Origin of the sequence: Solibaculum mannosilyticum, assembly GCF_015140235.1 — a bacterium.
GTDB lineage: Bacteria > Bacillota > Clostridia > Oscillospirales > Acutalibacteraceae > Solibaculum > Solibaculum mannosilyticum.
In genome coordinates this window covers 646,848-670,000 of the sequence record NZ_AP023321.1, presented here as the reverse complement: position 1 = coordinate 670,000, position 23,153 = coordinate 646,848, and the positions used below count along the sequence as shown (strand labels likewise).

The 23,153-nt window shown below is 50.8% G+C and carries 17 protein-coding genes, 5 tRNA genes, 1 rRNA gene and 1 other annotated feature; of the genes, 14 read left to right on the top strand and 9 right to left on the bottom strand.

Annotated elements, in window-relative coordinates; genetic code table 11:
• Positions 1-43 precede the first annotated feature (43 nt).
• Positions 44-1,216: an iron-containing alcohol dehydrogenase gene (locus C12CBH8_RS03125; RefSeq protein WP_090265090.1), complete on the bottom strand. Its 1,173-nt coding sequence runs from the start codon at positions 1,214-1,216 to the stop codon at positions 44-46.
• 304 nt (positions 1,217-1,520) lie between these two features.
• On the opposite strand from C12CBH8_RS03125, the gene C12CBH8_RS03120 reads away from it, so the two are divergent.
• The 3 genes from C12CBH8_RS03120 (at position 1,521) to C12CBH8_RS03110 (ending at position 5,721) form a co-directional block, all read left to right on the top strand.
• Complete coding sequence (locus C12CBH8_RS03120; protein ID WP_215533520.1) at positions 1,521-4,202, top strand: heavy metal translocating P-type ATPase; 2,682 nt, start codon at positions 1,521-1,523, stop codon at positions 4,200-4,202.
• Between the two features lie 62 nt (positions 4,203-4,264).
• On the top strand, positions 4,265-4,468 hold the full coding sequence (locus C12CBH8_RS03115; protein ID WP_090265094.1) for a cation transporter: 204 nt from the start codon (positions 4,265-4,267) through the stop codon (positions 4,466-4,468).
• 209 nt (positions 4,469-4,677) lie between these two features.
• The gene (locus tag C12CBH8_RS03110) at positions 4,678-5,721 is read left to right on the top strand and encodes a hypothetical protein (RefSeq protein ID WP_215533519.1); all 1,044 of its coding nucleotides are present in this window, start codon (positions 4,678-4,680) and stop codon (positions 5,719-5,721) included.
• A gap of 78 nt (positions 5,722-5,799) precedes the next feature.
• Here C12CBH8_RS03110 and C12CBH8_RS03105 read toward each other — a convergent pair whose 3' ends face one another.
• Together C12CBH8_RS03105 and C12CBH8_RS03100 are read right to left on the bottom strand one after the other, a co-directional pair.
• Entirely contained in the window at positions 5,800-6,867 is a 1,068-nt protein-coding gene (locus tag C12CBH8_RS03105; protein ID WP_171846282.1) for a lysylphosphatidylglycerol synthase transmembrane domain-containing protein, read from the bottom strand.
• Positions 6,868-7,069: 202 nt separating this feature from the next.
• On the bottom strand, positions 7,070-8,320 hold the full coding sequence (locus C12CBH8_RS03100; protein WP_090265100.1) for an S-layer homology domain-containing protein: 1,251 nt from the start codon (positions 8,318-8,320) through the stop codon (positions 7,070-7,072).
• A 285-nt stretch (positions 8,321-8,605) separates the two neighbouring features.
• On the opposite strand from C12CBH8_RS03100, the gene rrf reads away from it, so the two are divergent.
• The 7 genes from rrf to C12CBH8_RS03065 all read left to right on the top strand — a co-directional run bounded on the left by rrf (position 8,606) and on the right by C12CBH8_RS03065 (position 9,923).
• A 5S ribosomal RNA gene (gene rrf / locus C12CBH8_RS03095) occupies positions 8,606-8,722 on the top strand.
• A gap of 7 nt (positions 8,723-8,729) precedes the next feature.
• Positions 8,730-8,805 (top strand) — tRNA-Asn (locus C12CBH8_RS03090).
• An 82-nt stretch (positions 8,806-8,887) separates the two neighbouring features.
• Positions 8,888-8,964: transfer RNA gene (locus tag C12CBH8_RS03085), tRNA-Ile, on the top strand.
• A gap of 15 nt (positions 8,965-8,979) precedes the next feature.
• Positions 8,980-9,055: transfer RNA gene (locus tag C12CBH8_RS03080), tRNA-Trp, on the top strand.
• A 3-nt stretch (positions 9,056-9,058) separates the two neighbouring features.
• Positions 9,059-9,135: transfer RNA gene (locus C12CBH8_RS03075), tRNA-Asp, on the top strand.
• Positions 9,136-9,138: 3 nt separating this feature from the next.
• Positions 9,139-9,214: transfer RNA gene (locus C12CBH8_RS03070), tRNA-Thr, on the top strand.
• A gap of 202 nt (positions 9,215-9,416) precedes the next feature.
• Positions 9,417-9,923, top strand: coding sequence for a DUF2975 domain-containing protein (locus tag C12CBH8_RS03065; RefSeq protein WP_090265102.1), 507 nt, complete (start codon positions 9,417-9,419; stop codon positions 9,921-9,923).
• Between the two features lie 73 nt (positions 9,924-9,996).
• On the opposite strand, the gene C12CBH8_RS03060 is transcribed toward C12CBH8_RS03065, so the two are convergent.
• Together C12CBH8_RS03060 and C12CBH8_RS03055 are read right to left on the bottom strand one after the other, a co-directional pair.
• Positions 9,997-11,028 carry an asparaginase gene (locus C12CBH8_RS03060; RefSeq protein WP_171846283.1) on the bottom strand — a complete coding sequence of 344 codons (1,032 nt, stop codon included), beginning with the start codon at positions 11,026-11,028 and terminating at the stop codon, positions 9,997-9,999.
• Between the two features lie 284 nt (positions 11,029-11,312).
• The gene (locus tag C12CBH8_RS03055) at positions 11,313-12,848 is read right to left on the bottom strand and encodes a YifB family Mg chelatase-like AAA ATPase (protein ID WP_215533518.1); all 1,536 of its coding nucleotides are present in this window, start codon (positions 12,846-12,848) and stop codon (positions 11,313-11,315) included.
• Between the two features lie 236 nt (positions 12,849-13,084).
• Between C12CBH8_RS03055 and pflB the strand changes: the two genes are divergently transcribed.
• The 3 genes from pflB to C12CBH8_RS03040 all read left to right on the top strand — a co-directional run bounded on the left by pflB (position 13,085) and on the right by C12CBH8_RS03040 (position 17,294).
• Complete coding sequence (gene pflB / locus C12CBH8_RS03050; RefSeq protein ID WP_215533517.1) at positions 13,085-15,298, top strand: formate C-acetyltransferase; 2,214 nt, start codon at positions 13,085-13,087, stop codon at positions 15,296-15,298.
• A gap of 99 nt (positions 15,299-15,397) precedes the next feature.
• Positions 15,398-16,129, top strand: a complete 732-nt coding sequence (pflA, locus tag C12CBH8_RS03045) for a pyruvate formate-lyase-activating protein (protein ID WP_090265109.1) — start codon at positions 15,398-15,400, stop codon at positions 16,127-16,129.
• A 409-nt stretch (positions 16,130-16,538) separates the two neighbouring features.
• Positions 16,539-17,294, top strand: coding sequence for a glutamine amidotransferase (locus C12CBH8_RS03040; RefSeq protein WP_090265111.1), 756 nt, complete (start codon positions 16,539-16,541; stop codon positions 17,292-17,294).
• Positions 17,295-17,518: 224 nt separating this feature from the next.
• On the opposite strand, the gene def is transcribed toward C12CBH8_RS03040, so the two are convergent.
• The 4 genes from def to C12CBH8_RS03020 form a co-directional block, all read right to left on the bottom strand.
• Entirely contained in the window at positions 17,519-17,971 is a 453-nt protein-coding gene (gene def, locus C12CBH8_RS03035; RefSeq protein WP_099323298.1) for a peptide deformylase, read from the bottom strand.
• Positions 17,972-17,992: 21 nt separating this feature from the next.
• The gene (locus tag C12CBH8_RS03030) at positions 17,993-18,733 is read right to left on the bottom strand and encodes a class I SAM-dependent methyltransferase (protein ID WP_147624641.1); all 741 of its coding nucleotides are present in this window, start codon (positions 18,731-18,733) and stop codon (positions 17,993-17,995) included.
• 84 nt (positions 18,734-18,817) lie between these two features.
• Positions 18,818-20,482 (bottom strand): 2-isopropylmalate synthase, encoded by a 1,665-nt coding sequence (locus C12CBH8_RS03025; RefSeq protein WP_215533516.1) that lies wholly within the window; start codon positions 20,480-20,482, stop codon positions 18,818-18,820.
• 79 nt (positions 20,483-20,561) lie between these two features.
• Positions 20,562-20,842, bottom strand: a binding site (T-box leader).
• 94 nt (positions 20,843-20,936) lie between these two features.
• Positions 20,937-21,716: an aldo/keto reductase gene (locus C12CBH8_RS03020; RefSeq protein ID WP_215533515.1), complete on the bottom strand. Its 780-nt coding sequence runs from the start codon at positions 21,714-21,716 to the stop codon at positions 20,937-20,939.
• 194 nt (positions 21,717-21,910) lie between these two features.
• Between C12CBH8_RS03020 and galE the strand changes: the two genes are divergently transcribed.
• The gene (gene galE / locus C12CBH8_RS03015; RefSeq protein WP_215533514.1) at positions 21,911-22,933 is read left to right on the top strand and encodes a UDP-glucose 4-epimerase GalE; all 1,023 of its coding nucleotides are present in this window, start codon (positions 21,911-21,913) and stop codon (positions 22,931-22,933) included.
• The last annotated feature ends 220 nt before the right edge of the window (positions 22,934-23,153 follow it).

The window sequence follows — 23,153 nt, the reverse complement described above, 5'->3', positions numbered from 1 at the left end:
CAAAGCACGGTGGGCTGAGGCTTTGTGGGCATTTTTAGGGTTCTTATTTTCCCATAGCGATTTTCAGAATATTATAGACGTCGTCCCGGTAAAGAGGAACAAAATGGCCTTGGTATTCACAACCGACCAATGCTTTGTCGGCCATTTCTCCCAGACGGCTGTCATCTACACCCAACTGCGGCAGGGTGATGGGCATGCCGATACTGGTAAAGAATTGTTCCAAACGGCGGATTCCTTCTTCAGCAATCTCCTCTGGACGTCCAAACGCCAAGTCCACATCAAAGACCCGGACGGCAAACTGGACAAAACGGGCGACGTCATGATGATATACATATTTCATCCAGGCCGGGAACACCACTGCTAAACCCGCGCCATGGGCTACATCGTAAATGCCGCTGATTTCATGCTCAATGTTATGGGATCCCCAGTCGCCGATGCGTCCGGTATCCAGTAAACCGTTATGGGCAATGGTTCCGCTCCACATGATTTCTGCACGTGCATCGTAATTTTCCGGATCACGCAGCACGATCGGGGCATTATTAATAATAGTACGCAAAGTGGCTTCGCACAGACGGTCGGTCAGATCCACATGATCCACATTGGTGAAGTAACGCTCCATAATATGGGCCATCATATCGGTGATGCCACAGGCGGTCTGATAAGGAGGCAATGTATAGGTGCGTTCCGGATTCATAATGGCAAAGGACGGACGCATGATCTGGTTGTCCACAGCGCGTTTGTAGTCGCCGTCCTCGTTGGTGATGACGCTGCCGTTGCTGCATTCGCTGCCGGCGGCCGGGATGGTCAGCACGACGCCCACCGGCATCATCTTTTCCGGACAAGCTTTGCCCAGATAGAAATCCCAGACGTCACACTTAGCAGGCACGCCGATACCAATGGCTTTGGCCGAGTCGATGACACTGCCGCCGCCTACGGCTAAGATGAGGTCAATACCCTCTTTGCGGCACAGCTCAATGCCCTCTCTGACCAGCGAAAGACGAGGATTGGGTTTGACGCCCGCCAGTTCAAACACCTCGAGTCCGCTCTTTGCCAGGGAATCCTTTACACTGTCATACAAACCGCTGCGTTTGATGCTACCGCCGCCGTAATGCAACAGGACTTTTTTCCCGTAACGGGCGGCCTCTTCGCCGATCTTGGATTCCGCATCGCGGCCAAATACAATTTTAGTGGTAAGGTGCAAGGTGAAATCATTCATGAAAAACCTCTCCTATTCTTTAATATCATCCAGACAAAAACAGAATGGATGGATCACATCCAAAAATCCAACGTCATTATACGACTGTTTTGCTCTTGATTCAATGGCCTGTTGAGATTTCACAAATTGTTCATCTTTTTCCTTGAAATATCGTATTGTAAGTTAGTCACTGAGAACTTGAAAAAGTTCGGATAAAATCCTATAATATAAGTAGACTATTATAGGATAGTTCAAAACGGCGATCCTTGGGACAAATACTCATTTGTTTCCAGTTTGGCTTGCGTTTTGAGAAAGGTGGGACTTCATGGATCACATCACATTAAAGATCACCGGTATGAGTTGTGCTGCTTGTTCGGCTGCGGTGGAGAAAGCCCTGAATAAATTAGAAGGCGTCTCGCAGGCCAGTGTCAACCTTCCGGCGGAAAAAGCGACGATTGAGTATGATTCCAGCATCATCACCCCGGAAAAAATGGTGGAGGCTGTGGAACATCAAGGTTTTGGCGCTCAGATTCCTAAGCATACTGCCAAAACATCCTTCCAAGTCACCGGCATGACCTGCGCCGCTTGTTCGTCGGCCGTGGAACGCGCGCTGGGTAAAGTGAAGGGCGTCTCGCAGGCTACCGTCAATCTTCCTGCCGAAAAGGCTACGGTGGAGTACGATCCCGATCAGGTGACGGTGGAACAATTATTTGAAGCCGTCAGGGAAGAAGGATATGGCGCCGCCGCTCCCAACCGGTCCACAAAGGTGACGTTAAAAGTGGGCGGCATGACGTGTGCATCCTGTTCGGCTGCGGTGGAACGGGTGTTAAACAAAATCGACGGCGTCTCGGAAGCCACTGTTAATCTGGCCGCCGAAAAGGCGACCATTCAATACGACCCGTCTAAGGTATCCCTCTCCGACTTAAAGGAAGCCATCCAAAAAGCCGGTTTTGAGGCTTTGGACATCGCCAAAGACGCTTTGGTGGATCCGGATGATGAACGCCGTCAATTGGCTCTCAAACGGCACAAGCACCGTCTTATCTCCTCCATCGCTTTGACGGTTCCCCTGCTCATCATCGCCATGGGGCCCATGATCGGCATGCCTATGCCCTCCTTCTTCTCCCCGGAATCCACGCCTTTGGCTTATGCCATTGTCCAGATGGTACTGTGTTTGGTCGTATTGGTGATTGGGCGCAAATTTTACGTCACCGGCACCAAATCCCTCATCCGCCTTCATCCCAACATGGACTCCCTTGTGGCCATTGGTACCGCCGCCGCCTTCGGCTTCAGCCTCTACTCCACTTTTATGATCGCCGACGGTTCTATGCACCACGTCCATGAGCTGTATTATGAATCGGCCGCCACCATCGTCACACTGGTCACCCTTGGTAAATACCTGGAGGCCCGGGCAAAAGGTCAGGCCAATCAGGCTGTCAAGAGACTGATGAACCTCGTCCCGCCCGTGGCCATTGTAGAGCGGGACGGACGTGAGGTGGAGGTCTTATTGGAAGACGTCCAGCTGGACGACATTCTCATCCTGCGTCCCGGCGACCGTGTGCCGGTGGACGGCGTCGTCACCGAAGGCGCCACCTCCATCGACGAATCCATGCTGACGGGCGAAAGCCTCCCGGTGGAAAAAGGCCCTGGTGACGCCGTCACCGGCGGCAGCCTCAATAAAAACGGTTCGGTCCGGTTTAAAGCCACCCGTGTCGGCCAGGACACCGCCTTGGCCCACATCATCCAGATGGTGGAGGACGCCCAAGGCTCCAAAGCCCCCATCGCCCGATTGGCCGACCAGGTGTCGGGATGGTTCGTCCCGGCGGTACTGGCCATCGCCGTTGTGGCGGCGGTCATCTGGCTGCTGGCCGGCAAGGACATCGCTTTTGTACTCACCATTTTCGTCTCGGTGCTGGTCATCGCCTGTCCCTGTGCCTTGGGACTGGCTACCCCTACAGCCTTGATGGTCATCACCGGCCGTGCAGCTGAGATGGGCATCTTCTTTAAGAACGGCGAAACCCTGGAGACAGCCCATAAAGTCAATACCGTTGTATTCGACAAGACCGGCACCATCACCAAGGGCGAACCTGAGGTCACCGACATCATCCCCGCTGGCGCCGATGAGAATGCTCTTCTGTCTATGGCTGCGGCCGCCGAACGGGGTTCCGAGCATCCTTTGGGCGAAGCGGTATGCCGTGAAGCCGACGGACGGGATCTCCCTCATCAGAAGGTACAATCCTTCTCTGCCCTGCCCGGCAAAGGCATCGAGGCTCAGGTGGAGGGAAAAACCGTACTTCTGGGCAATCTGGCGCTGATGAAGGAACGGAACATCGACATCCCTGATACCACCCTAAAACGGGCAGAACAGTGTATGACCGAAGGTAAGACTCCTCTTTGGGCAGCGGCTGATGGACAACTATCGGGTGTCATCGCCGTGGCCGACACCATCCGTCCCGACAGCGCCGACGCCGTTGCGGCCCTGCATGACATGGGCATCCGCACCGTCATGCTGACCGGCGACAACAGCCGTACCGCCCAGGCCATCGCCAGGCAAGCCGGTATCGATGAAGTGCGGGCAGACGTTCTTCCCGCCGGGAAAGCCAGTGAAATCCAGCGCATCAAGCAGGACGGCGTGGTCACCGCCATGGTGGGCGACGGCATCAACGACGCTCCCGCCTTGGCCATGGCCGACGTCGGCATGGCCGTCGGATCGGGCACCGACGTGGCCATTGAATCGGCCGGCGTCGTCCTGATGCAGGACAACATGCACGCTGTGGCCGATGCAGTGGCGCTGTCCAAAGCCGCCATCCGCAACATTAAGGAAAACCTATTCTGGGCCTTTGGATACAATACGTTGGGCATCCCTGTGGCCGCCGGACTGCTTTACGCCTTTGGCGGTCCCCTGCTCAACCCCATGATCGCCGCCGCAGCCATGTCCCTTTCGTCGGTATCGGTGGTGACCAATGCGCTGCGTCTACGCCGTGCCAAGGGTGCGGTGCGCAAATCCTAACACGGACAATCGGTGATTTTTTCACTTGATAGTATTCATCTTAATATAAGGGAGGTTTTGCTATGACAACATTGCTGAAGGTGGAGGGTATGTCCTGCTCCCACTGTGAGAGTCGAGTGGTCAAGTACGTCACCGGTATGGACGGCGTATCGTCGGCCGAGGCCAGCGCCAAGGACGGCACCGTCAAGGTAGAGCACGACAGTACTGTGTCGGTAGACGCCATTAAAGCCGTCATCGACGATCTGGGCTACGAGGTAAAAGATTAATCCATTGCAGAAAGGGAACCGGATCTTTGTAAGGGAAATCTTGCGAAGATCCGGTTCTTTGTATTAATTGGTTAAAAATTGCATTTTATTGTTGCAATATTTTAGAGAATGTTTTATTATAACAGTATCCATAATAGACCGCTATGGGCTTAGAAGCAGAGATATTTTCTATTCGCAAAAAATACAGCTTTTAAGTGAGGAGAAAATATATGAAGAAAAAAATTGGGATTTGGTTATCAATTGTATTGATTGCGGCAGTAGCCGTCATTGCCACTTGGGGGATGTTATCCCAGTTTCGCCCAACTGCCGGTTCCGATTCCTCTGACTTTTACGCTACGTCCGTGGAGGTCAGCAGCCCCCCTGCCCCACCTCCAGAATTGCAGGAGGGGCAGTATCTTCTTGTATGTGGAGCGGAAACTCAAACAATAACAGTGGCAAAAAACATCATGCGATTCAGCCAAACCCAATTTTCCTATGACTCTCCCCAGGACAATTCAGCCTATGAATCCAGGGAAGATCGATGGCTTCTTTCAGTTTCTCCTGATGAGACAAGCAAGAATTATCGCATTACAATGGAACAGTTGGAATCTTCCATCCAGTATAAAGGCCGTCATTCCATCGATATTGTTCCTGCACAACCTATTGAATTTTTCTTTGTTTTGGATAGCAGCGGCAATGTTTCCTGGGAAGATGATAAGCAATTGGATAATACAGAGCCATTATCTTATCAGGCATATTGCCTGCTCCAGCATGCCTTATCCAGTGTGATCTGCCCCCATTTAAATCAGCCTCAAAATATTGCCCCTTTCTTTGAGATAGGTGACGGCACATCAACTTCCACAGCCCAGTATACCCCCTCCTACCAAGGCAATCAAACAGAAATTAACATCCAATATTCTCAGCAACTGGATACCCAGCATGTCAATAATGCCATGCGTTCCATGGAAAATGCTAAAATAGATCCTTTTTTTTACCACCTATTTCTTTCAACATCCAATGGACTTCTTCTCAATCACTGCCAGGACTCCGATATCCAGGCGGAAGCCTCCGGTTCTGTATGGATAAGCCAAGAAGACCCTTTCATCTCTACCACTGAGCTGGACCATTCTCGGGAAGGATATCTCACTATTCCCTGGAATGATCCGGACAGTACTTATGTCCAACGATTGGATTTTTCTTCCGATAGCCACTATCGCATTGATGTGATAAGAGTAGAGGAGTCCACGGATGTATCTGTTTCTAGAACGCGCTAAGTACAGCTTTTGTATTAAAGTCAATAGAAATTAGAATTAAAAAGCCTCCCCCTATGAAACAAAGGGGAAGGCTTTTTTTCAATCTTTTCTGTTGTGATGCCGGATTTTTCCCAAAAGTTCACGGTGGTTGCGGCGGCTGGAATGAAGGTAGGCCGCCACCGAAACAATCCCGCTGACCACCACATAGAAATAAAAGCTGATGCCCCGGCTCAGAAGCATAGCAGGAAGCAGCAACTGTGATGAGAAGAAAATGCGGAAGATAAGCATAAATCCGCTTTCTGATGCGCCTACCGCCCCAGGAAGCGGCAAAGAGGATACTGCAATGGTCAAGAGAGCCTGTACGGCCACGATATCCAAAAAGCTGTATTCGCTCAATCCAAAAGCCTTATACACAAAATAAGGTACGGAATAGGAAGCAATCAATTGTACCGCCACCGTGGCAAATACCTTGATCAGTACCTTCGGATGCTTGCGCAGATGTTTAGCCCCTTTTTTATATTCATGGATCTGCTCCTCCAGGGACTTCTCCAATTTTTCACTGTCCTTGACCAGATGTATCTTTTTGAGCATCCGGGCACACCACATAACCAGGCGATACACGATTTTATCGGAAAACACCATGACGCAAATGCCAGTCACCAACCCGATGTTGACGATCGTCCCATATAAGACAAGGAATCCCAAAGCCTGGACGTGTTCTATCACCAACTGCCCCTTGAGGAGAAATGACACCGCGCCATAGAATAACGTAGTCGTCTGAAACACAGCCATTATAATCATCAGCGTCAAAGAGGAGGGGCCTACTTCTATCTTATCTTTCTTCATGTAGTAGACCTGCATCGGCTGGCCGCCGGTGGACGACGGCGTCACGGAACTAAAGTAAAATCCCACAAACGCATACTTGAGGCAGCGGATAAATGGGATTTTTCTATCCAAGGACCTCATAATATTGCGGATGTTAAACGCCTCGCAGGATATGAATAAAAACATCATCGTAAGGCCTATGAGAACAAACCATGGATTAACCGATTGGATGACGTCAAACAACGCCTGGGGAGAACTGTCCTTAAGCAAAAAGATGAAGGTCACTGCGATGAGCAGCACCATGACGATCATACTAATGTAATATTTTCTTTTTTTCTCCATAATGAATCCTATCCGGTTCAGGGACCCAGTAATCCCTTTCCCTTTTCTCATTCATAGTCTCCCGGCAAAAAGAGCCAAGCGAATTCTATTATAGCCCGAAGCGTTCACTTTGTCCATGCATGCCATCCAAATCATCAGAAAGGCCCCGCGATTTTACAATCACGGGGCCTTTTCCTCCCATAAGACAGCGCGACGGATAGGATCACTGTTCCACCGACTGCCATACCTGCCATAAAATCGAGGCAGCATAATCCCGGGTCAGCGGTTCATTGGGCTGTGCACTTCCGGTAGGTGCATAAAGCATACCTGCATTTTCCCAATTCATATAGGTCTGAGTGGCCCATTCCGGGACCTCTGCGGCATCTTGGAGCCCCAGGGGGACACGGTCTGCATTCTGCGTCTGGGTGACGCGGTCAGCCATGACCAATGCTTCTGCGCGGGTCAGTACTTCACTTCCATTGAGGCTTTCTCCCGCCAGGATCCCCGACTGCTTGGCTGCACTGATATAGGGTTTCTCCCAAGTGGGAATGGCATCGTCGTCTGAAAGCCCGGTATTGACGCAGGCCGCCATAGCCGATGTGTCCGGATTGCTTAAAGCCGTCAGCATGACGGCAAATTCTTCCCGGGTGACGGCGCGGTCGGGATCAAACAGGCTGACACTTCCGATGGTTTCTCCCGTCATGACCCCCGCCTGACTTAATTTCTCAGCAGCATACCGGTTGGCATTGCCATCCATATCGGAGAAAGACACCCCATCGAATTTCTCCACTTGGATGGTAACGGTGGCCTGTTCGGAACAATAACCGTTCTCATCGGTGACACAGTAGTCGAAGGTATCCTTCCCCTTCTCTCCGGGATAAGGCTCATAGGTGAAAGTGGTCCCCTCTACAGTAAGGGTTCCCTTTGCAGGCTGCTTGGTGACGCGGCAGGTAAGCTGTTGACCCCCAGCGTCGCTCACAGGCAGGCGATCGGTTACAGGAATATCGGTACGGGTATTAAATTGGGCATCGGCAGCCGTAGGGACGGTAGGAGTATCCTCGGTCAAGGCGATGGACAGCACTGCCTTTGTCGTACCATCGGGTAAAATGGTCATGGAGGCTCCTTCACTGTCCGGCGCCGGCACAAAGACCATACGATCCAGATCATCTCTTTGGATGCGGGTATAACTTCCTACTTCTACGCCGTCGATGATCAGCTGTCCCTGGGACGCTTTGGGTGTGGAGAGGACGGTAATATTTTTCATAGAACCTTCCTCCATCCCCAAGCGCCGCTCGATATCGGAGGCCGAGATGGAAACCGTCTCATTTTTGACCCCGCCGATCAAGCAGGTTTGGGCTTCAATCTGCTGCTGGGAACTTGCAGGCCAACTAGTGCTGAGATCGGCAGCCGATACAGCCACCACTCCAAAACTCATCAGCATGATGCAGGTTGCGATTAATTTTATCTTGTTCAAGAGAATTCCCTCCTGTTTCTTTTGTCTCTATTTTTCACCGCTTTTACGAAAAAATACCGAAAATAAGTTCATCTTAGGGTAATCCATAAAATGGATTGGAATGAAAAAATCCGTCTGTTTCCTAAGCGAGCAAAAATATATTTGAAAAAAGTGAAAAAAATTGTTGACAGAATGACTTTGTTCCGCTATAATAAATATCGCGCCAAGGAAATGGCCAATGGATTTAGTCGAAAGTGATGAGAATCTGTTGACAACAGAAATTGTTCCTGTGAATTGAGCGCAAGAGTCGGTGTTTATGACGATGAGGGTCCACCCGTTCCCATTCCGAACACGGTAGTTAAGCTCATCGGTGTCGAAGATACTTGGCTGGTGACGGCCCGGGAAAATAGAACGACGCCGACACTTATATTCCTCAATAGCTCAGTTGGTAGAGCATGCGGCTGTTAACCGCAGGGTCGTTGGTTCGAGTCCAACTTGAGGAGCCAAAAGATGGGGTTGGCCGTCTTGGAGAAGGCGGCCAATTTTATTCTCTTCCCTCGGTGGGATCGATCTCCAATCTGTGGCTATGGGCCTTTAGCTCAGTTGGTTAGAGCGGCCGGCTCATAACCGGTTGGTCCGGGGTTCGAGTCCCTGAAGGCCCACCATTACTTCACCAACTTAGGGGTATAGCTCAGTTGGTAGAGCAGCGGTCTCCAAAACCGCGTGCCGAGGGTTCAAGTCCTTCTGCCCCTGCCATATGGCCCGGTAGTTCAGCTGGTTAGAACGCTAGCCTGTCACGCTAGAGGTCGACGGTTCGAGCCCGTTCCGGGTCGCCATATGCTGATATAGCTCAGTAGGCAGAGCACATCCTTGGTAAGGATGAGGTCACCAGTTCGAATCTGGTTATCAGCTCCATTAAAAAAACCACAACCTTTTTGGTTGTGGTTTTTTTTATTGTAAAAATATAGTTTATCCTTTTAAAGGATCTAGGTGTAAGAAATAAACTTACATCCAGGTCTTTTCCTGTTATTTATTGATAATCATTAAATAAATATTGAATTTTGATTTTTCTGTGATATAATAATGGTATCAGATCATTGATAAGGAGGCTTTTAAAATGAAAATTTTCGGCCAGCACAGTTTAGCATCCAAAACATCTGTGGGATTAAAGGTATTGTTTGGTTTATGTCTCTGCTTCCTTCTATTTGGCGCCTATTACCTTTCAAAAACTTTTGGATGCATTCTGTTTTCTTTTCCTGTTGAAGAGTCCCCTGCCTTTATTTTCCTATGTTGCATGCTCTATCTCTCTGGGATAGTATGTCTCGTTATCTTGTGGCATCTTATTCAAGTGTTTGGAAGCTTGAAAAAGGAGGAATATTTCTCCTTCTTGAATGTTTCTCACCTTAATTGGTCGGCAATTGGTATGGGCATCGTCAGCGCCATCTACTTATCTGTGACGCTCGTATCCATTTGCACAGTAGACGATCTTATGGAATCAGCCGTGGCTCTCTTTATTCTAGCCGCCATTACAGTAGCTTCCTGTTTAGGAGCCATCGGCGTGAAAGTTTTCTCCTCCATTTACCAATATCTTCTGCAAATGATCCAACCCCAATCTCAACCATAAATATAGCTGCAAATAAAAAGGAGGATGGAGCGTCAAGCCCCAATCCTCCTTTTTATTTCTCAAGGATTACCGCTTATTGAGCTCTCCCGATGAATTCTTCCGCCAGGGGTTCTTTTAAAAAGGCATCCCAGTCTTCTGGAGCTGTAAACATACCGCAAGCCATCATCACCTTCACAGCCGCACTATGGGCCGTCATATCCGGGATAGGCTTTGCTCCGGCATCCAATAAAGTCCGGGAAGAGCTATACATCTTCTCCCCGCCTTCCATAGGCGCCAAGTAGACGGGAATTCCTCTGCGGCTGCACTGCTCTACCCATTTGGACAAGTTGGATGGTTCCCGTACCGAAGCCGTCCCCGCATGATAGAGGCCATGTACCACTGCTTTGACATTGTCTAAATCGTAACGGCTATAGTCAATGCCCGGATAAGGCTGGATGCACAACACTTGATCCGAAAATTCCACTTGGGAAAAACGCAGCTTGGTCGGCTGACTCTGGATCTGGGAATCCAGAAGTTCCCGCCCCTCCTGCGTGGGATAAAATCTTCCGTCTTTTACGACGCCAAAGGACATAACGGCGCTGTTGAACCGATGTACAAAAGGCTGACATGGCATCAATCGACTGCCCAGGTGAATCTGTACCTCGCTCTCCCCTGGATTCTGATAAGCGACAAAGACGCCCGGCATAGGCGCTTTTTGGATATACTGTACAGCGGCCGCAAAATTAGCGATGCCATTGCTGCCTTCTTCATCGATGGGGAGGTTGGACCCCACCAGCATCACCGGTACCGGCACCCCCGACAGCGCAAAACTAAGGGCAGCAGCAGTATAGTGGAGGGTATCGGTACCATGGGCAACAAGGACGCCATCCACACCGTCGAACCCCTCTTCCACCACTGCCTTCCAGATGGCTTTCCAGTCTGAAACGTGCAAGTTTTCGCTGAGCAAATTGACCGGACGCCGGTCTTCAAATAAAACATTCCCGCACCAAGCCTCGCTGTATTGCTCCAGGATCTGGCTGGGACGGCTTTGATCCACATCGGCTACCCCGTCCTTACGGCTGCTGCCGATGGTGCCGCCTGTCCATACGATGCGAATTTTCGTCATACTTTTCTCGACCTTTCTCTGCATGATTCATCCATGCCTTACTCTTCTATTTATACCCCACATTTACTGTGAAAATCCTTTTTGCAAGAATGGTTTCCGCTTTTCATCAGAGTCTTCTTCCCATTCGTCCTTTTTATCAGGTACTTCTCAGTCCCCTCTCCCCATTCTCTTGCCCATTGGACTTTTTTTCCTATCATTCACCGGTATCGCAAAAGAATCCCCAGTCCATTTTGCCGAATCTCAGTATATTATAGCATACAGTATACAATTTGTAATAATCCTCTCTACTTTTGCTCCCGGCTCCAGTACTTCCGGTCTAGATTCCGGTACTGGATCGCCTCTGCTACGTGGGCTGCATCGATGATTTGAGCCCCGTCTAAATCGGCAATGGTACGGGACACCTTCAGAACCCGGTCATAAGCCCGGGCCGACAATCCCAAAATATCAAAGGCTTGGCGCAGCATAGCCTCTGCTCCATCGGTCATGGGACACGCCTCCCGGATACTGGATGGAGTAAGGCGCGCATTGCAACTAAAATCCATATCTTTATACCGTTCCCGTTGAATGTCCCTGGCCCGGTTGACACGCTCCTTGATGGCGGCCGAACTCTCGGATGGTCGTTTGTCTGACAACGCGTCAAATTGAACAGGCGGCACCTCCACATGAATATCAATACGGTCCAGAAGCGGGCCGGATATCTTGGAAAGATAGGCGTTTGCCGACCTCTTGTTGCAGGTACAGGGACGGGTAGGATGACCATAGTATCCGCAGGGACAGGGATTCATGGCGCATACCAGCATGACCGAACATGGATAACTAAAAGTCCCTCCCACCCTTGAGATGGTGACTTTGCCATCCTCCAGCGGCTGGCGGAGCACCTCCAGAGAGGGACGGCTGAATTCCGGCAGTTCATCCAGGAATAAGACGCCGTTGTGGGAAAGGGACAACTCTCCCGGCCTCGGCACCGATCCGCCTCCGGCCAGTGCAGCAGGAGACACCGTGTGATGAGGGGAACGGAATGGCCTTGTCTGAACGAGGGATGATCCCGGACGCAGATTCCCGGAAATGGAATGCAGCATGGTGGTTTCCAGTTTTTCTTCAAAGGTCATGTCCGGCAAAATGGACGGGAGACGTTTGGCCAGCATGCTTTTGCCCGATCCGGGCGACCCGATGAGCAATACATTATGTCCTCCGGCAGCGGCTACTTCCAAAGCCCTCTTGGCTTCTTCCTGCCCCCGGACGTCGGCAAAATCCAGAAGCGGGACGCCGTCCTCTTGCGGCGCATCCTTCTGGGAGGCCGCCTGGATATGCTTTTCCCCGGAAAGATGGGCGATCAGCTGCTTAATATGTTCCACCGGATAAACCTGGATGCCCTCCACAACCGCGCCTTCCGCAGCGTTATCGGCGGGCACAAAAGCATGGGAAAATCCCTGTTTCTGCGCCTCGATGACCATCGGAAGCACGCCGTTGATGGGACGCACCTCCCCTGTCAGCGAGAGTTCGCCCAGAAAAACCGAATCCCCTTCGTCAAATTGGAGCTGTTTGGTGGCCTTCAGGATGGCAAGCAACAGCGGGAGGTCATAAAGCGGCCCTTCCTTACGGATATCCGCCGGAGCCAAATTGGCGGTGATCCGGCTGACGGGGAATTCAAATCCGCAGTTCTTGAGGGCTGAACGCACCCGTTCCCTGGATTCCCGCACCGCTGCATCTGGCAGACCTACCACATCAAAACCAGGCAGTCCGCTGGAGATGTCCGCTTCCACTTCCACAATATACGCCTGCATCCCAAACAGTCCAACGCTGGGCAATCTCGCAAACATGGGCATCCTCCTTTTTCCTTTGGTTTTCACCGTTTTCTTTTAAACTTTTCATAATGTACTTATTATACAACGCTTCCTCCAATCCCCGCAACCTTTTCCACCAATCTGCGTCTTTCTCCAAAAAACCAGACAAATCATCGACCATATTTTACAGTTCTCCGCCTAGACAAATTCCTAGTGTTTTAGTATAATTAAGATGTTGGAAAGGTTATTTCGAAATAAAAGGAGGTTTTTGTATGGATTTTAAACCCGGGATCTGGAATCAGACCGTGGACGTCCGCAATTTTATCGCCAAGAACTACACCCCCTACGACGGCGACGAGAGTTTTCTCACCCCTCCCACAGAGCATACCCGCCAGTTGTGGGATGAAGTATCCTCTCTGATGAAACAGGAGAGGGAAGCCGGCGGCGTTTTGGATATCGATACCCACACCATCTCTGGTATCGATGCCTATCAGCCCGGCTATATCGACAAGGAAAAAGAGACCATTGTCGGCCTCCAGACCGACGCTCCTTTAAAACGGGCCATTATGCCTTTCGGCGGCATTCGTATGGTGCGCAACTCCCTTAAGCATTACGGACGCACTCTGCCTCCGGAAGTGGAAGAGGTCTTCCATTACCGTAAGACCCACAACGACGGCGTATTTGACGCTTACACAGAGGAGATGCGCCGCGCCCGTCACTCCGGCGTCATCACCGGCTTGCCCGACGCCTACGGCCGCGGACGGATCATCGGCGACTATCGCCGGGTAGCCTTGTACGGTGTAGATTTCCTCATCCAACAGAAGAAAAACGCTTTGGATGAATACGCTTACGAGGTTATGGATGACCGTTCCATCCAGCACCGTGAGGAGATCTCGGAACAGATCCGTGCTTTGGGAGCCCTCAAGCGTATGGCCGAATCCTATGGATTCGATATCTCCCGTCCGGCTGAGGATACCAAAGAAGCCATCCAGTGGCTGTACTTCGCTTATCTGGCCGCTGTCAAAGAACAAAACGGTGCCGCCATGTCCTTAGGCCGCACCTCCACCTTCTTGGATATCTACGCCCAGCGCGATCTGGAAGAAGGCCGTTATACCGAGGAACAAATCCAGGAATTTGTGGACCACTTCATCATGAAGCTGCGCATGGTGCGTTTCCTGCGCACGCCTTCCTACGATGAACTATTTTCCGGCGATCCGACTTGGGTCACCGAATCCATCGGCGGCATGGGCACCGACGGACGTCATCGCGTCACCAAGATGTCCTACCGCTTCCTGCACACCCTGGTCAATCTGGGACCCGCTCCGGAACCCAATATGACCATTCTGTGGGACCCCAATCTTCCCGAGAACTTTAAGCGGTTCTGTTCCAAGCTGTCCATTGAGACGTCCTCCATCCAGTACGAGAGCGATGTCTTGATGCGCCGCAAGTTCGGGGATGATTACGCCATCGCCTGCTGCGTATCGGCCATGCGGGTTGGAAAACAGATGCAGTTCTTCGGCGCCAGGGCCAATCTTGCCAAGGCGTTGCTGTACGCCATCAACGGCGGCCGGGATGAAATCTCCGGCAACCAGGTGGCTCCGGAGCTGTTGGCTGTCCGCGGAAAAGAACTCAACTACGACGACGTCATGAAAAAGTTCGACCATATCTGCGACTGGCTCTCCAAATTGTACGTCAACACCCTCAACGTCATCCACTACATGCACGATAAATACTGCTACGAAAGCCTCCAGATGGCCCTTCACGACGATGAGATCATCCGCACCGAGGCCTGCGGCATTGCCGGGCTTTCCGTGGTTGTGGATTCCCTGTCGGCCATCCGGTACGCCAAAGTGAAACCCATCCGCGACGACCGCGATCTGGTGGTGGACTTTGACATCGAAGGCGATTATCCCAAATTCGGGAACAACGATCCCCGTGCCGACGAGATCGCTGTGGATGTGGTCAAGATGTTCATGAAGAAACTGCGCCGTCAGACTACCTACCGCGGTTCCATCCCCACCATGTCCATCCTGACCATCACTTCCAACGTGGTCTACGGCAAAAAGACCGGTTCCACTCCCGACGGCCGCAAACACGGGGAACCCTTTGCCCCCGGCGCCAATCCCATGCACGGCCGGGATCAGAACGGTTGTGTAGCCTCCATGATGTCGGTTGCCAAGCTCCCCTACGACTACAGTGAAGACGGTATTTCCTATACCTTCTCCATTGTTCCCGGCGCTTTGGGACGGGATGAAGAAGACAAGGCCGACAATCTCACCGGATTGCTGGACGGATACTTCAAGGAGGGAGGACATCATATCAACGTCAACGTCCTCAACCGTGACGTCCTATTGGACGCCATGGACCATCCGGAGAAATATCCCCAGCTCACCATTCGTGTATCGGGCTACGCCGTCAACTTTATCCGCCTGACCCGGGAACAGCAGTTGGATGTCATTAACCGCACCTTCCACACCCGGTTTTAATGGAACTCATCCGAGCATCTGCGTCTTAATAAGCACCCCGGTTCAGAGAAAAATGCCGACGGTTTTTCTCATCAAACGTCAATGGGAAGGAGAATTGGTATGACCGATCTTGACATCACCGGTAGGATCCACTCCAGAGAGACCTTTGGCGCTTTGGACGGCCCTGGTATCCGGTATGTGCTGTTTTTACAGGGATGTCCCCTGCGATGCCTTTACTGTCACAACCCCGATTCCTGGCGCCCTTTGGAGGGACAGGAGGTGACGGTCGGACAGATCGTGGACGACGTGCTTCGATATCAGAACTTTATCCGAACGGGCGGTATCACCTTGTCCGGGGGCGAACCTTTGGCCCAGCCACTCTTTACAGCGGCTCTCCTAAAACAATGCCGCCGTCACGGCATCCATACCGCCATCGATACAGCTGGATCCATCCCGCTCTCCTGCTGCCAGGAAGCCGTAGATCAAGGCGATCTGCTGCTGCTGGACATCAAGGCTCTGGATCCCGACGATTATAAGATTCTCACCGGACGGAGCAATACCACTACGTTAGAGCTGCTTGATTACCGGGAATCCACTGGGCGGCCGGTCTGGATTCGTCATGTCCTTGTTCCAGGGTACACATTATATCCTAAGAAATTAAAGGACTTGGCGAGATTCCTCTCCCATTATACCTGCATCCAGAAGGTGGAACTTCTCCCTTTTCATAAGATGGGGGAATACAAGTGGGAACAAATGGGCCTTCCCTATCGCTTGACCGATACGCCTGCTCCCTCGGCAGAACAGGTGGCTGAAGCAAAGGAGATCTTTGCTTCGTTCGGCCTTCCTCTTTGATCCATTTTATATGTCTTTTTCGTTCATTATCGTGCAGTAAACTACAGGGAAAAAGGGCTGAGATCCATCCGATCTTAGCCCCTTTTTCGGGAGATGTATTATACAAACAGTATATTTAAAATTATTTTTCACATTATTCCCCTTTTATTTCTGAGCATTTCCTTTTATTCTGATCCGATAAGACTATTTTTAACGTTATCTTTTCAATGCTCTAAATGTTGCATCCCAATGAATTTTCCTATTTTTCTTATACCCCTCTTTTGTAAATTCTCTACGAATTTTGCTTTCTATCTTTTACTATTGATCTTATGTGTTTTTTATTTTTCATTATTGATTTCTTCTTTTTCTTCTGTTATAGTAGATACAGTTCAATTCCCTATTATTTCAATATGAATTGGAGGAAACGCAAATGAAAGTTTTATTTGTCGGAGAGTCTTGTTCTCTTTTAGCCGTTCACGTAAAGGGTTTTGATCATATGTTCCTCGGCCGATGCCAGGAAAACGGTGATCCCTGTCTAGAAGCTCTGCGTGCCAACGGGTTTGATGTGGACTACATGAAAAGCGACGACGCTTTGATGCATTTCCCAGAGACTGTAGAGGAACTCAAAAAATATGACGCCATCATCTTCAGCGATGTGGGAAGCAATACCTTCCTACTGCATCCCAAAATGCATTTTGGCGGAGAACGTATGCCAAACCGTCTTAAGCTGGTGCGGGAGTATGTGGCTCAAGGCGGCGGTTTTCTCATGTGCGGCGGCTACATGAGTTTTTCCGGATACGAGGCCAAAGCTCGCTATGGCATGACCCCTATCGCCGATATCCTGCCGGTAGACTGTCTCCACTACGACGACCGTATGGAACATCCCGACGGCATTTATCCCCACATCGTGGATGCAGATCATCCTATCCTTCAGGGGATCGACAGTCCTTGGCCCTACTTTATGGGTTATAATAAGGTAATCCTCAAACCGGAAGCCCACTTAATCGCCACCATCGGCGACGATAATGAGGATGTCTTCCTTGCTGCTATGGATTATAAACAAGGACGTTCAGTTGTATTTTCCAGCGATTGCGTGGCTCATTGGGGTCCCAAAGCCTTCAGCGAATGGGAACATTATCCCACTTTGTTTGGCAATATCGTCCGTTGGCTGGCTAAGGAAATTTAAAAGGCTTTTTATCCTATAAAAATCAATTGTTTGGGGATCTTAATGGCTGTTCTTTGGCGGATAGGCAGTGTATCCCTTTCGCCGCACAGAATAGTACTCCCTGTGGTCTCCCATGAGATCTGACAGGTAAAGATATCCGGTTAAAAAAGTAAGCCGGCACTGCAATTGGAAGGTTGCAGTGCCGGCTTACTTGCTTTTTTGATATCCTTCTATATAAACACACATCAATGGATCCACTCAACCACGCGATCCAAAAATACGATACCATTTAAATGATCAATTTCATGGCAAAGACATTTTGCCATGTCGCCTTTCCCAACGATGCATTTTTTCCGGCCGTTCTTATCCAGATACCGCACCTTCACCACAGCCGGGCGGATGGTCTTACCCCAGCGTCCTGGGAAGCTAAGACATCCTTCTTCGCATTCCTGACGGCCGCTCGCCTCTATAATCTTGGGATTGACCATCTTAAGAAGTCCATCCCCCATGTCGATGACCACCATCCGTTTCAGGATGCCTATCTGACAAGCCGCCAGTCCTGCACCGTTGCCGGTATTGTACATGGCCTCGGCCATGTCATCCAATACTCGGCGGACAGAGGCATTGACCTCCGTCACCGGACGGCATTTCTTCCTCAAAAAATGAGGGTTATCTATTACGATCTTACGCAACGCCATGTATCATCCTCCAACAGCAGATTATGCCTTGCGCGCCACCACGCGAAGACGTCGATAATCGGCAATCCAGCGTCCCTCTTTCCACAAACGGGGTTTTAATTCCTCTTCCACCTCTTGAAAGACTTCTTCCCGTTTCTCCTGCGGAATCTCAGAAACCGGCAAAAACTGGGTCATCCAGTTGCGCAAACCCATCTCCCGCTCGGCTAAAGGCGTGGGGCGATCGAAAGCTACCACTCGTTCCGGTACAAATCCGTTTTCCACCAACAGATCCTCGTATTGGTCTTTGGAGGGGAAAAAGAAACGGTTCTCTATCTGTACCCCTGCGCGGGAAGACGCTTTCCAAAAAGCCTCTCGGATATTTTGGGTATTGCCCTGTGCTCCCAATTCGCATACAAGACGTCCGCCCGGTCTGAGCGCCCGGCAGATACCGTCCAAAAGTTCCGCTTGATGCTGGATCCAGTGGAATACCGCATTGGAAAACACAGTATCAAATTCCTCCTGGAAGGGAAGATGTGTAGCATCCCCCTCTACAAAGGTGATATTAGGATAGGATTCCTTGGCTACGGCGATCATATCCTCCGACGCATCCAATCCTACTACACGGGCTCCATGGACAGCCAGCAGATTGGTCAATACTCCCGTCCCACAGCCCACATCCAGGATGCTCTGATCCGGGTCCCGATTGACATACTGTAAAAGCTCTTTTCCATACTCCGGCACAAAGCCATGTTTTTCCCGGTATAACGTCGCGTTCCAATGCATAGGAATCCTCCTTTCGGCGCAGGACGGCGCCTTTCTATACAAAGCGGAGGGCTGTTCCAGCATCTCCACCGAAAATTTGAGATCTTAACGATCTTCCTTCATCTGGTTGACGGCGCTGATCAAGGCTTTCACCGATGCGGTCATAATGTCGGTGTGCATTCCAGCTCCCCAATAATCCGTTCCGTCCGGCGACTGTACTCCCACATAAGCCACTGCCTGGGATTTTGAACCGATCTCCAGAGCGTGTTCCTTATATGTCAAGACAGTGAAATCCAAATCGAGGCCGGTCTGCAAGGCATTGCTGACCGCATCCAACCGGCCGTTGCCTTCTCCCTTGAGGTCATAGGTTTTGCCGTCCATGGCGACTTCTACCTGAGCGTGGAACTGGTCGCCGGGCAGGAAGTGGCTGGCCTTAAAGTGAACCGGAGCATCCACATTGACGTAGTGCTGACGGAATACATTGTATACTTCGTCGGGAGTGAGCTCCTTATGCTGATGGTCGGACACGCTCTTGACACAGTATCCCACATTTTCCCGCATCTTTTTGGGGAGATCCAAACCGAATTTCTGTTCCAGCAGATAACCGATGCCCCCCTTGCCCGATTGGGAATTGATGCGGATGACATCGCCGTCGTACTGACGTCCGATGTCCTTGGGATCGATGGGCAGATACGGGACCGTCCAATACTGACAGTCGTGCTCCTCCCGCCATTTCATGCCCTTGGCGATGGCGTCCTGATGGGAGCCGGAGAAGGCTGCAAATACCAGCTGCCCACCGTAGGGCTGACGGTCGTATACCTTTCGGTTGGTAACCCGTTCGTACACCTCGACCACTTCCGGAATGTTTCCAAATTCCAGCTTGGGGTCCACACCTTGAGAATACATATTGAGCGCCAGTGTCACGATATCCACATTACCGGTGCGCTCGCCGTTGCCGAAGAGGGTACCTTCAATACGGTCGGCGCCGGCCAGCAAGCCCATCTCCGAATCGGCGATGGCACAGCCTCTGTCGTTGTGGGGATGCAGCGATAATACCACATTCTCACGGTATTTCAGGTTGTCGCTCATGTACTCCACCTGGCTTGCGTACACATGGGGCATGGACATGGAAACCGTAGCAGGCAGATTGATGATAACCGGGTTCTCTGCGGTCGGCTGCCATACGTCCAGCACTTGATTACAAATATCCAGCGCAAATTCCATTTCCGTACCGGTAAAGCTTTCCGGGGAATATTCAAACCGGAGATTCCCGTCGGCTTCGGCAGCGTACTGCTTGAGCAGCTTCGCACCCTGGACGGCGATATCAATAATCTCCTCCTTGGAGCGTTTAAAGACCTGCTCCCGCTGGGCCACCGATGTCGAATTGTACAGATGTACCACCGCGTTCTTGACGCCCTTTAAGGACTCAAACGTCTTTTTGATGATGTGTTCCCTGGACTGGGTCAATACCTGAATGGTAACGTCGTCGGGGATCAGATCCTGCTCGATGAGGGCGCGGGTAAAATCATACTCCGTCTCGGATGCGGCCGGGAATCCCACTTCAATTTCCTTGAACCCGATTTTCACCAAATACTGGAAGAATTCCAGCTTCTCTTCCAAGCTCATGGGTACGATCAGCGATTGATTGCCGTCCCGCAGGTCCACACTGCACCATACCGGCGCATGATCGATATAATCCTTCTTGGCCCATTTCATCTCATTGACCGGGGGCATAAAATACCCTCTCGTGTACTTTTCTACGTTTTTCATCGCAAACCTCACCTTTCCTCTATTGGCATTCCATCCAATCATTTTCCCGCAAGAATCAAAAAAGTCTTTCGCCTCTATCTCTAGAGACGAAAGACTTTTATCATCTTACGCGGTACCACTCTACATTCATGCCGATTCGGCATGCACTCAACGGATACGGGTCTCCTCTGCTCCTGCGTCGACCTTATACCCTCCTGCTGTAACGGTCAGGCTCCGTCTCCACCTACTCTTGCAGGAATCCTCCCACATTTCAGCGAGCTACTTCAAGGCCAGTTCACATTCCGTCCGCAACTGCTTTGCACCAACCAGCAGCTCTCTGTATGCTTTGGGAAGGCTACTCTTCCTCTTCATCGTATTTATCTTTGTTGCTAACAAGAATAATACACCCCATCTCATTTGTCAAGTGGGCGCCTCAAATTTTTTTTGCAATTCCTGTTTCGCCACACCTCATTTATCATTGATCCAGGCTCTCGATGGACAACATTTCTTCATCGGTCAGGGCAAAGTCAAAAATAGAAGCATTCTCCTGCATGCGTGTCGGATTGGCCGTCTTGGGGATGGTGACCAGACCCATCTGGACTTCCCACCGCAGCACGATCTGCGCCGGTGTCTTGCCGTATTTCTTGCACAGATCCTGGATAGCAGACAATTCAAATGATTTGCCCCGGTCCAAAGGACTCCATGCCGTCAAGGCGATGCCCTTTTCCCGGCAGAAGGCTCTCATCTCCGGCTGGGACAGGCAAGGATGCAGTTCCACCTGATTGACCATGGGCATGACTGAACTGTCTTCAGCCAATTCCCTGATCTGTTCCACACTGAAGTTGGATACGCCGATGGCCCGGATTTTCCCTTCTCCATAGAGCTTTTCCATGGCCCGCCATGTATCCTTGCTCTGGGGCTGGGGCCAATGGATGAGATAAAGGTCTAGATAATCCACACCCAGCTTCTGGATGGAACGCTCGAAGGCCTCTAATGTCTGTTCATAGCCTTGTTCATCGTTCCACATCTTGCTGGTGAGGAAGATTTGATCACGCGTCAGACCGCATTGTGCGATACCCTGTCCCACGCCTTTCTCATTCTTATAATAAGAGGCTGTGTCGATGTGACGGTATCCCTGATGGATGGCCTCCTGAACGGCCTGAGCCGCTGCCTCATCGTCCATCTTATAGGTGCCGAAGCCGAGGACGGGAATGTCCACTCCATTTAAAAGTCTAACCGATTGGGTATATGCCATAAAAACACCTTCCTTTTGCGTTTACGTCGGATTGTGGATTCTGTGTTTGACAAAGCCTTAAAACGCTGTTATGATATCCCTAGAAAATAGTATACTACAACTAGCGGCTGTTTCAAAGCTCTTTTCAGAAAACAGACTGACGTATTTTTTAGGTATTGCCCAATATCCTTGGGCGCCGAAAGGAGGACTTTTTTATGTCCATTTTGGTCACCGGCGGCGCCGGTTATATCGGTAGTCACACCTGTGTCGAGCTCCTCAAGGAGGGGTACGACGTTGTGGTGGTGGATAATTTCTACAACAGCAAGCCGGAGGTATTAAACCGCATCCGGGAGCTCAGCGGCCGTGATTTCCGTTTTTATGAAGTCGATATCCTGGACGAGAAATCTCTGGATCAGGTATTTACTGAAAACAAGATTGAATCGGTCATCCATTTCGCCGGGCTTAAAGCGGTGGGGGAATCGGTCAAGGTCCCCCTTCGGTATTACCATAACAACGTCACCGGCACGATGGTGCTGTGCGACGTCATGGCCAAGCATGGTGTCAAGAGCATTGTATTCAGCTCCTCTGCGACGGTATATGGCCTTCCCAAGAAGATGCCTCTCAGCGAAAGCGATCCGGTGGACATTGCCTCTATCACCAATCCCTACGGCCGTACAAAGCTGGTCATCGAGGAGATGTTACGGGACTTCTGGCGCAGCGACAATAGCTGGAATATCGCTCTCCTGCGCTATTTTAATCCCATCGGCGCCCATGAAAGCGGACGTATCGGCGAAGATCCCAACGGCATCCCCAACAATCTGATGCCTTATGTATCTCAAGTGGCCATTGGAAAACTGCCTGTTCTGTCGGTATTCGGAGACGATTATCCCACCCCTGACGGCACCGGCGTACGGGATTATATCCATGTGGTGGACTTGGCCATCGGCCACGTCAAAGCCGTCCGCTGGCTTGAAGGCAAGCCCGGTATAGACGCCATCAATTTGGGGACCGGCATTGGCTACAGTGTGCTGGACATTGTCCACACGTTTGAAGAGGCCACAGGCGTCCCAGTGCCCTATCAAATCGCCCCCCGCCGCGCCGGCGATGTGGCGGTATGTTATGCCGATCCTTCCAAGGCGGCTCAAGTGCTGGACTGGAAAGCTGAACGCGATTTAAAGACCATGTGTGTAGACGCTTGGCGTTGGCAGTCCCAGAACCCCAAAGGGTATGACAAATAAAAGATAACCTAAAAAAGACGTGGACACCCCTTTTATTGTCCACGTCTTTTCTTTATTTTAATAGCAAAAACCGACTAATTATGGTTGACAAACCCACAAAGATGTTGAATAATTATCACAAAAGACATTTGTCCTTTTTCGACCTGTCCGCTTTTATTAGGAACTTAACTCTTACAAGATCCCCCAAACCGTGAAGGAAAGGAGGCTTTGTCCGCCGTAT